This is a genomic window from Cognatilysobacter lacus (assembly GCF_008274655.1).
GTDB classification, from domain to species: Bacteria; Pseudomonadota; Gammaproteobacteria; order Xanthomonadales; family Xanthomonadaceae; genus Cognatilysobacter; species Cognatilysobacter lacus.
The window spans coordinates 1-7,901 of the sequence record NZ_VTRV01000132.1 but is presented as its reverse complement, the minus strand read 5'-3'; the positions used below and the strand labels follow the sequence as shown (position 1 = coordinate 7,901).

Below are 7,901 nucleotides of genomic sequence, written 5' to 3'. Positions count from 1 at the left end.
CTCGGCTGGCGCCTGCTGCGCCCGGCACCGCCGGTGGCATCGCGCGGCCGCGTGCTCGACGGCGACTACCGCGTCGTACCCACGCCCCTGCTCACGCGCTGAGCCATGGTCGACGTCGTTGGCGCGCACGCGCCCGTGCGCATCCCGGTCGACGGCACACCCGACCACTTCCCGGTCCGCCGCATCTACTGCGTCGGCCGCAACTTCGCGGAACACGCGCGCGAGATGCGCGCGACAGTGCCGACGTCAACGTCCGACCGCGGCACGCCGGTGTTTTTCCTCAAACCCGCCGACGCCATCGTGCTCGACGGCCGCGTGCCCTACCCGCCCGGCACGCATGACCTGCATCACGAGGTCGAACTGGTTGTCGCGCTGGGGGTGGATGCGCCACCGGGCGAGATCGACCCGGCCGATGCGCTCGGCCTCGTGTTCGGCTACGGCGTGGGCCTCGACCTGACCCGGCGCGACCTGCAGTCCGCGGCGAAAGCCAAGGGCCTGCCTTGGGATACCGGCAAGGCCTTCGACCATTCGGCGCCGATGAGCGCGCTGGTGCCGGCGGCGCGCGTGGGTGACTACGCGACGCACGCCATCTCGCTGGACGTCAACGGCGCCCGTCGCCAGCACGGCGCGCTCGACGACCTCGTCTGGAACGTGCAGGACATCCTGCACGAGCTCTCGAAGCTCTACGCACTCAAGGCCGGCGACCTCGTCTTCATGGGTACGCCCGCGGGTGTGGGGCCCCTGCAGCCGGGCGATACCTTTCGCGCCTCGCTCGACGACGTCATCGCGCTCGAAGGCCGGATCGTTGCCTGATTCCACTGCCCGGCACGGATTCCTGCAGGAATTCAGCGAGTTCATCGCGCGCGGCAACGTGGTCGACCTCGCGGTCGGCGTGGTCATCGGCGCCGCGTTCGGCAAGATCGTGAGCGCACTGGTCGACGGCATCGTGATGCCGTTGCTGTCCACCGCCACCAATGGCATCAAGGTCGACCAGTGGAAGCTCGTGCTGAAGCCGGCGGTGCTCGGCGGTGCAGGCCGGGTGGTCTCGCCGGAGATCGCGCTCAAGTACGGCGCCGTGCTGCAGGCGGCGCTCGACTTCGTGATCATCGCCTTCGTGATCTTCCTTTTCCTGCGCACCTACAACCGCCTGCGCGAGCGGGAGCCCACGCAGGCACCCCCGCCGGCGGAGGACGTCGTGCTGCTGCGGGAAATCCGCGACCTGCTCACACAACGCCCGCGCGCCGAACCGTGACCAACGCCATGCCCTGAACCCGAGGGCGCATTGCTAAGCTCCGGGGTTTACGACGGGGTTTAACGCATGCGCATTCGGCTGATCGTGGCGGCACTCGCTCTTGCCCTCGGGGCATTACCCGCCTCCGCCGCGAAAGCGCCGAAAGCCGTGCGGATTCCCGATGCCGCGATGTCCCAGGCGGCCAAGCTGCGTGACCAGGCGCTGGCCAGCGACCTTGCGTATCGCATCACGGAGTCGCTGACGACGGAAGTCGGCGCGCGCATGGCGGGCAGCGAAGCGGATGCGCGCGCAGTCGAATGGGCGAAGGCGAAATTCAAGTCGCTCGGCTACGAGAAGGTGTGGACCGAGCCGGTGACGTTTCCCAAGTGGGAGCGTCGCAGCGAACACGGCGCCGTGCTTGGCGCGCATTCGCAACCCCTGTCGCTCACGGCGCTGGGTGGCAGCCCGGGCGGCGCCGTCGAAGGCGACGTGGTGCGCTTTACCGACTTCGCGTCGCTGGAAGCCGCGCCCGCCGGCTCCCTCGCCGGCAAGATCGCGTTCCTGGATTTCCAGATGGAACCCAAGCGCGATGGCGCCGACTACGGCATGGGCTCGCGGATCCGCACGCGCGGCCCGACCGCCGCCGCGAGCAAGGGCGCCATCGGTTACCTCATGCACTCGGCCGGCACCGACTCCCATCGCATGCCGCACACCGGCATCACCCGTTTCGACGACGGCGTCAGCCCGATCCCCGCCGCCGCGCTCGCATCGCCTGATGCGCAACAGCTTTCGCGACTGGTCGCGATGGGCCCGCAGCGCGTCCGCCTCGCGCTCGACTGCGGCTGGAACGGCGAGGCGACCTCGTACAACGTGATCGGCGAAGTGCGCGGCAGTTCCAAGCCCGACGAAGTGGTGCTGATCGGCGGGCACCTTGATTCCTGGGACCTCGGCACGGGCGCGATCGACGACGGTGCCGGCGTGGGCATCAGCATGGCCGCCGGCGCGCTCATCGCGAAGATGCCGAAGCACCCGGCGCGCACGATCCGCGTGGTGGCATTCGCGAACGAGGAGCAGGGCCTGCACGGCGGTCGCGCCTACGCCGCCGCGCACCTGCCGCAGATCACGAAGCATCAGATCGGCGCGGAGAGCGACTTCGGCGCCGACCGCATCTACGGCTACGCGAGTTCACTGCCGGAAAACGCGCACGAGGCCGACGAGCAGATCCTGTCGGCGCTCGCGCCACTCGGCATCACGCGGCTGGAGGCCGGCAAGGGCGAAGGCCCGGGCTCGGACGTGGGCCCGTTCGCGCAGCAGGGCCTGGCGTGGGCGTCGCTGGCCCAGGACGGCACGCACTACTTCGACCTGCACCACACGCCCGACGACACCTTCGACAAGATCGACCCCGGCGCGATCCAGCAGAACGCCGCGGCGTACGCCGTATTCGCCTACCTGGCCGCGTCGGCCGACGGCAGCTTCGGCAGCTCGGCCAAGCCCGCGGACGCCTCCGCGAGCCACTGACCGCAACTCGCGGCGGCGCGCACGACGCGCGCCATCGCGAACACTTGGGCTCGAGCCATGGAACAGCGCTACGACGAATACGGCAGCGTGCCGGTCGATCCGGTTACCGGGATCTACCGGCTGGGCGCGAACGGGCCGAGCCTCGCGACCGCCATCGCCGCGGCAGCCGCCACGCGCCGCAAGGTCGCGTTGCTGCACATCGACATCGACATGTTCGGGTCGATCAACAGCAACATGGGCGAGACCGTCGGCGACCAGGTGCTCGCCGCCGTCGCGCAACGCCTGCGCAACGCGATGCCGGCGGACGCCTGGTTATGGCGTCGCGGCACCGACGAGTTCATCGCGGGCATCGGCTACCGCGAAGGCGAGACCGACGGCGAAGCACTGGCCGAGCGCCTGCGCGATGCGTTCGAGGTGCCGCTGTCGATCCCGCCCTATACGTTGCCGATCACGTTGTCGATCGGCATCGCGGTGTTTCCCGACCACGCGCAGAACGCCGCGGCGTTGCTCGCAACCGCCGAGCACGCGCTGCGCCACGCTAAGCAGACCGGCCTGGACAACGTGGGCCTTTACAGCGGCCGCCCCGAGCGCGGCCCGATCAACGACGGCTTCGCGCAGCGCTTCGCCGACGCATTCGATCGAGACGAGTTCCGCCTCTTCTACCAGCCATTCGTGAACGGGCACGATGGCTCGCTCGCCGGCTTTTCGGCGCTGCTGCGCTGGAATTCGGAGAGCAACGGGCTGCTGCGACCGAACCGCTTCCTCGACATCGTGGAACGCGTCGGCCTTTCGGCCCGGCTCGGTTCGTGGGTCGTCGAAGCTGCGGCCCGGCAGCTCGCACAGTGGCGCGACGAAGGCATCGACTACCTCACCATATCGATGCACCTGCCCACCACGATGCTTTCGCAACCCGACTGTCGCGATCGCATCGGCGAACTGCTGCACCGTCTCAATATTCCGGGCCGCGCACTCGAATTCGAGGTGCCGGAAAACGCCCTGTCGCTGGATGCCCGCCACACCTACGAAACGCTGGTGGGCCTGCGCGAGCTCGGCGCCTGCCTGACCGTGCAGGACTTCGGCCTCGGCGGACTCGCGTTCGCCGCCTTGGCGCAATACCCGCTCGATCGGCTGAAGATCGACCGCAGCTTCATACGCAACGTCACCAGCGACACGCGCTCCGCGGCGATCGTGCGCGGCATCATCGCGATGGGCCACCGCCTGGACATGAAGGTCTGCGCCAAGGGCGTGGAGAGCGAGGCCGAACTCGGCTTCCTGCGGCGCAATCATTGCGACTTCTTCCAGGGCTACATCTTCAGCGCACCGCAGCCGGCCGAGGCGCTGGCCGAACTGATCCGCAAGAGGTTCCTGCTGCCGGAAGCGTTCGCGCACACGCGACCGGAGCGCACGTTGCTCTTGCTGGACGACGAGGAGAACGTGCTTCGTTCGCTGGTGCGCCTGTTCCGGCGCGACGGCTACCAGATCCTCACCGCCAACTCCGTACGCGAGGCGTTCGACCTGCTCGCCAGCAACCGCGTGCAGGTCATCCTCTCCGACCAGCGAATGCCCGACATGAGCGGCACCGAATTCCTGGGCCGGGTGCGCGATCTCTACCCCGACACCGTGCGCATGGTGCTGTCGGGCTACACCGACCTTGCCACCATCACGGAGGCGGTCAACCAGGGCGCGATCTACCGGTTCCTGACGAAGCCCTGGAATGACGACGAGTTGCGCGAGCACATCCAGGCCGCCTTCCGCGCGCACGAACGCCGGGCCGCGGGCGAGGAAACCGGTTTCTAGCGTCCGTGAACATCCTCACCGATCTCTAACAAACGACGGGTAACGTCACGCGTTGGCGCCTCGTCAGGCAGGCAACAATGGGTCAGCGCCTCGCGCATCTGGCTGAACTGGTATCCGGCGCCCGCACCGGAGAGGATCTCGTGCGCCCGCTGTTGCGGCTCATGGTGCATTCGACCGGGATGCAGGCCGCGCTGCTCACCGAGCCCGACGAATCACCCGGCATGCAACGCGTCGCCTACGTGCACGACGAGGGCATCGGCATCGCCGAAGGCCTGTGCATTCCGTGGACCGACACGCTGTGCAAGCGTGCATTCGACGAGGGACGGCTGTACGTGCAGTGCGCCGGCACGCCCTTCGCCGACCTCTGGATCGCGCGCGAATACAAGATCCGCACGTTCGTATCCGTGCCCGTGCGCGTCGACGGCCAGGTGCTCGGCACCTTGTGCGGGCTCAGCCAGCACGAGGTGGCGAAGACGACCAACGCGGTCTGGGCGCCGGACGTCATCGCGCGGCTGATCGGCGAATTCGCCGCGCGCGAAAGCCTTCTGCGCGACTACGAGAACACGCAGCAGCAGCTGGCCACGCTCGTGCGCAAGGATCCGCTGACGCGACTTCCGAACCGGGAGTACGTGCGCGAAACGCTCGAGCGCATGCTCGCGTGGACGCGCCGGGACGGCATGGGCCTGCTCGTCGGTTTCATCGACCTGGACGACTTCAAGTCCGTCAACGACCGTCACGGCGGCCAGGTCGGCGAACGCTTCCTCGTCGCGATGGCCGAGCGCCTGCGCGCATCGCTGCGCAGCGCGGACCTGCTGGGGCGCGTGGGCGACGATCAGTTCATCGTGATCGCCCCGGTCCTCACGGGCGACGCGCGCCGCTCGGAGGAAGTTCTCCGCAGCTGGCTGACGCGGCGCAGCGTGACCGCGTTCGATCTCGACGGCGTGCAGGTGAAGTCGGAGGGCGCGAGCGTCGGCCTGGTGCAGGCGCAGCCGGGCGACAGTGTGGAAGCGGTGCTCGCGCGCGCGGACGCGGCAAGGGACGCGGCAAGGCGCGCGCGGCGCGAACGCCCGCAGATGCTCGACGCCGGCGGTGCCGCGTCAGGCCACTGAATCGGCGACGTCGGGCTGCTTGATCGGCAGCACCACGCGGAAGGTCGTGCCACGCCCCACCGCGCTCTGCACGTCGATGTGGCCGTGGTGCTTCTCGACGATGCGGTAGCAGATCGCGAGTCCCAGCCCGGTACCGCTGCCAATCGGCTTGGTCGTGAAGAACGGATCGAAGATGCGCCCGAGCGTTTCTTCCGCAATGCCGCAGCCACTGTCGGCGATGCTGACCCACGCCTCGCCGTTTTCCTGTCCGCAGGCGAGCGTGATCGTTCCGCGTTCGGTGATCGACTGCCCGGCATTGATCAGCAGGTTCATGAAGACCTGGTTGATCTCGGACGGCAGGCATTCGACGGCCGGCATCTCGCTGTAGATCTTGTCGAGCTTGACCTTGTACTTGAGGTCGTTCCACACGATGTTGAGCGTGGATTCCAGACCCTTGATGAGGTCGGAAGGACGCATGGTCTCGTTGCGCCCGACGTGCGAGAACTCCTTGAGGTCCTGCACGATTCGCGTCACGCGCTCGATGCCTTCGCGCGACTCCTCGAGGAGCTGCGGCAGGTCGCCGAGGATGAACTCGATGTCGAGTTTCTCGCGCTGCGCACGCAACTCGTCTCGATGCACCGCCGGGTCCGGGGCAGCCATCGCCAGGGCGTAGGCATCGATCATTCCGAACAGCGATGCCATGTAGTCGCGCAACGTGCCGATGTTGCTGTGCACGTAGCCAATCGGGTTGTTGATCTCGTGCGCGACGCCTGCGGCGAGCTGGCCGATCGACGCCATCTTTTCGGACTGCAGCAGCTGCTCCTGCGCGCCGGACAGCGATCGATACGCGCGCTCGAGCTCGTCATGGCGCTGTTGCAATTGCCGCTCGCGCTCCGAGCGCAGCGAGATGTCGGTCAGTGCGAGGAACCGCAGACCGGCATTGTCACCGCTGCCGCAGAAAGCTTCGACGGCCACGGTGAAGCCGGCCCGCAGTTCCACCTCGCGCCTCGAGTGGCCCTGCGCGGATGCCATCGCCCATTCGGCATCGGTGCCGAGGGCGAGCAGGCACGCCAGGGCATCCGATTCATCGAGCGTGGCGTCCAGCCGGGCCGCGAGGCGACGAGCACTCGCATTCGCGTAGTCCAGGCGGCCATCGGCGCCGAGCAGAAGCACGGCCATCGGGGCGACATCGGCCGCCCATCGCATCTGCGCGCTCCAGTGGTTCGACGGTTTCGACGATTGCTGAAGTTCGTTTGCGCTCATCCCACGCCCAGGCATCGCGATTGCGGGCGCATGCCCGCCTGACCTCCGGCATCGTACACGCCGGAACTCTCCACGCGACCCAGGTGGCGCAGCGCCCAGGACACCTCGCGGCGTCGACGGGCGAGCAGGATTCCGTTGGAACGGTTGAGCTCGCTCAACGCGGTGACGCGCGTCGCCTCGGCATGGCCGGGCCGCAGCGTTTCGGTACGACGCAGGGCGACGATCTTGGCCTGCGTGGAGTGCAGCAATGCCTCGGCATCGTTGTCGATCAATGCGCGCCGCTCGTCCTGCAACGCCTGCTCGAGCGCGTCGAGCGCTTCTCCCACCTGCGTGGGCGACGGGGCATTCAAGGACATGGCGTGCATGGCGTCATCCCAGCATCCGGCGCTCGAGTGCGACCAGGCGATTCGCGATTTCCTGCGGATCTACCCGGTAGCTGCCGTCGGCGAGCGCGGCCCGAACGGCACTGACCTTGGCCATGTCGAGCGGTGCCGACTGGCCGAGCTGGTTTTCGACCGCCGCCTGCAGGCCGGTGGCCTCGCCGGTGAGGCGGACGCTATCAGCCGCCGCAGTGGCGCCGACGGGTTTGGAACGGTCACTGCCTGCACGGGCCGCAGCCGATGCAGTTGTATCCACGACGCGTGCCGGGACTGGGCCCAGGCCATCGATCTTGGTGGTCACGACGAACTCCGGGGTTATGAGCGGTCATGGCAAGTAACGGCGACCGCCGTCCCGACTTGAGGCCTGCGCCACAGATTTTTCGCCGCGGTTCAGACGAGCGGTCATTGCAGGACTTCGACCACCCCGTCGCCCACCAGCCTGCCCCTCACGATCCGCTTCGACTCCAGGTTCTCGACAGCCACGACCGCCCCGCCCATGGCGCCCCCCAGCGCCCGGCCGCCCATGCGCACCTCGATGCCTCCCGCGCGCGACACGATGACGACCGGATCGCCGCGTTTCAGCGCACCGGCGCCGTCCGCAAGGTCCCCGGCGGAGACCACCGC

The 7,901-nt window shown here is 68.2% G+C and carries 9 protein-coding genes; 5 read left to right on the top strand and 4 right to left on the bottom strand.

The window, feature by feature from the left end; genetic code table 11:
• Positions 1-105: 105 nt before the first annotated feature.
• The 5 genes from FW784_RS11015 (at position 106) to FW784_RS10995 (ending at position 5,655) form a co-directional block, all read left to right on the top strand.
• Positions 106-813 (top strand): fumarylacetoacetate hydrolase family protein, encoded by a 708-nt coding sequence (locus tag FW784_RS11015; protein ID WP_149353393.1) that lies wholly within the window; start codon positions 106-108, stop codon positions 811-813.
• Entirely contained in the window at positions 806-1,252 is a 447-nt protein-coding gene (gene mscL / locus FW784_RS11010) for a large-conductance mechanosensitive channel protein MscL (protein ID WP_149353392.1), read from the top strand. Before FW784_RS11015 ends, mscL begins: the two co-directional genes overlap by 8 nt.
• Before the next feature lie 66 nt (positions 1,253-1,318).
• The gene (locus FW784_RS11005; RefSeq protein ID WP_149353391.1) at positions 1,319-2,749 is read left to right on the top strand and encodes a M28 family peptidase; all 1,431 of its coding nucleotides are present in this window, start codon (positions 1,319-1,321) and stop codon (positions 2,747-2,749) included.
• Between the two features lie 57 nt (positions 2,750-2,806).
• Entirely contained in the window at positions 2,807-4,546 is a 1,740-nt protein-coding gene (locus FW784_RS11000; RefSeq protein WP_149353390.1) for an EAL domain-containing protein, read from the top strand.
• 77 nt (positions 4,547-4,623) lie between these two features.
• Complete coding sequence (locus tag FW784_RS10995) at positions 4,624-5,655, top strand: sensor domain-containing diguanylate cyclase (protein ID WP_149353389.1); 1,032 nt, start codon at positions 4,624-4,626, stop codon at positions 5,653-5,655.
• Here FW784_RS10995 and FW784_RS10990 read toward each other — a convergent pair.
• The 4 genes from FW784_RS10990 to FW784_RS10975 form a co-directional block, all read right to left on the bottom strand.
• Positions 5,644-6,897, bottom strand: a complete 1,254-nt coding sequence (locus tag FW784_RS10990) for an ATP-binding protein (protein WP_425481637.1) — start codon at positions 6,895-6,897, stop codon at positions 5,644-5,646. The two genes, FW784_RS10995 and FW784_RS10990, sit on opposite strands and share 12 nt — an antisense overlap.
• Positions 6,894-7,253, bottom strand: a complete 360-nt coding sequence (locus tag FW784_RS10985; protein ID WP_149353394.1) for a flagellar protein FlgN — start codon at positions 7,251-7,253, stop codon at positions 6,894-6,896. Before FW784_RS10985 ends, FW784_RS10990 begins: the two co-directional genes overlap by 4 nt.
• Before the next feature lie 13 nt (positions 7,254-7,266).
• The gene (gene flgM, locus FW784_RS10980) at positions 7,267-7,578 is read right to left on the bottom strand and encodes a flagellar biosynthesis anti-sigma factor FlgM (protein WP_149353387.1); all 312 of its coding nucleotides are present in this window, start codon (positions 7,576-7,578) and stop codon (positions 7,267-7,269) included.
• Between the two features lie 101 nt (positions 7,579-7,679).
• On the bottom strand, positions 7,680-7,901 hold a 222-nt coding region (locus FW784_RS10975), incomplete at its 5' end, for a flagella basal body P-ring formation protein FlgA (protein ID WP_149353386.1).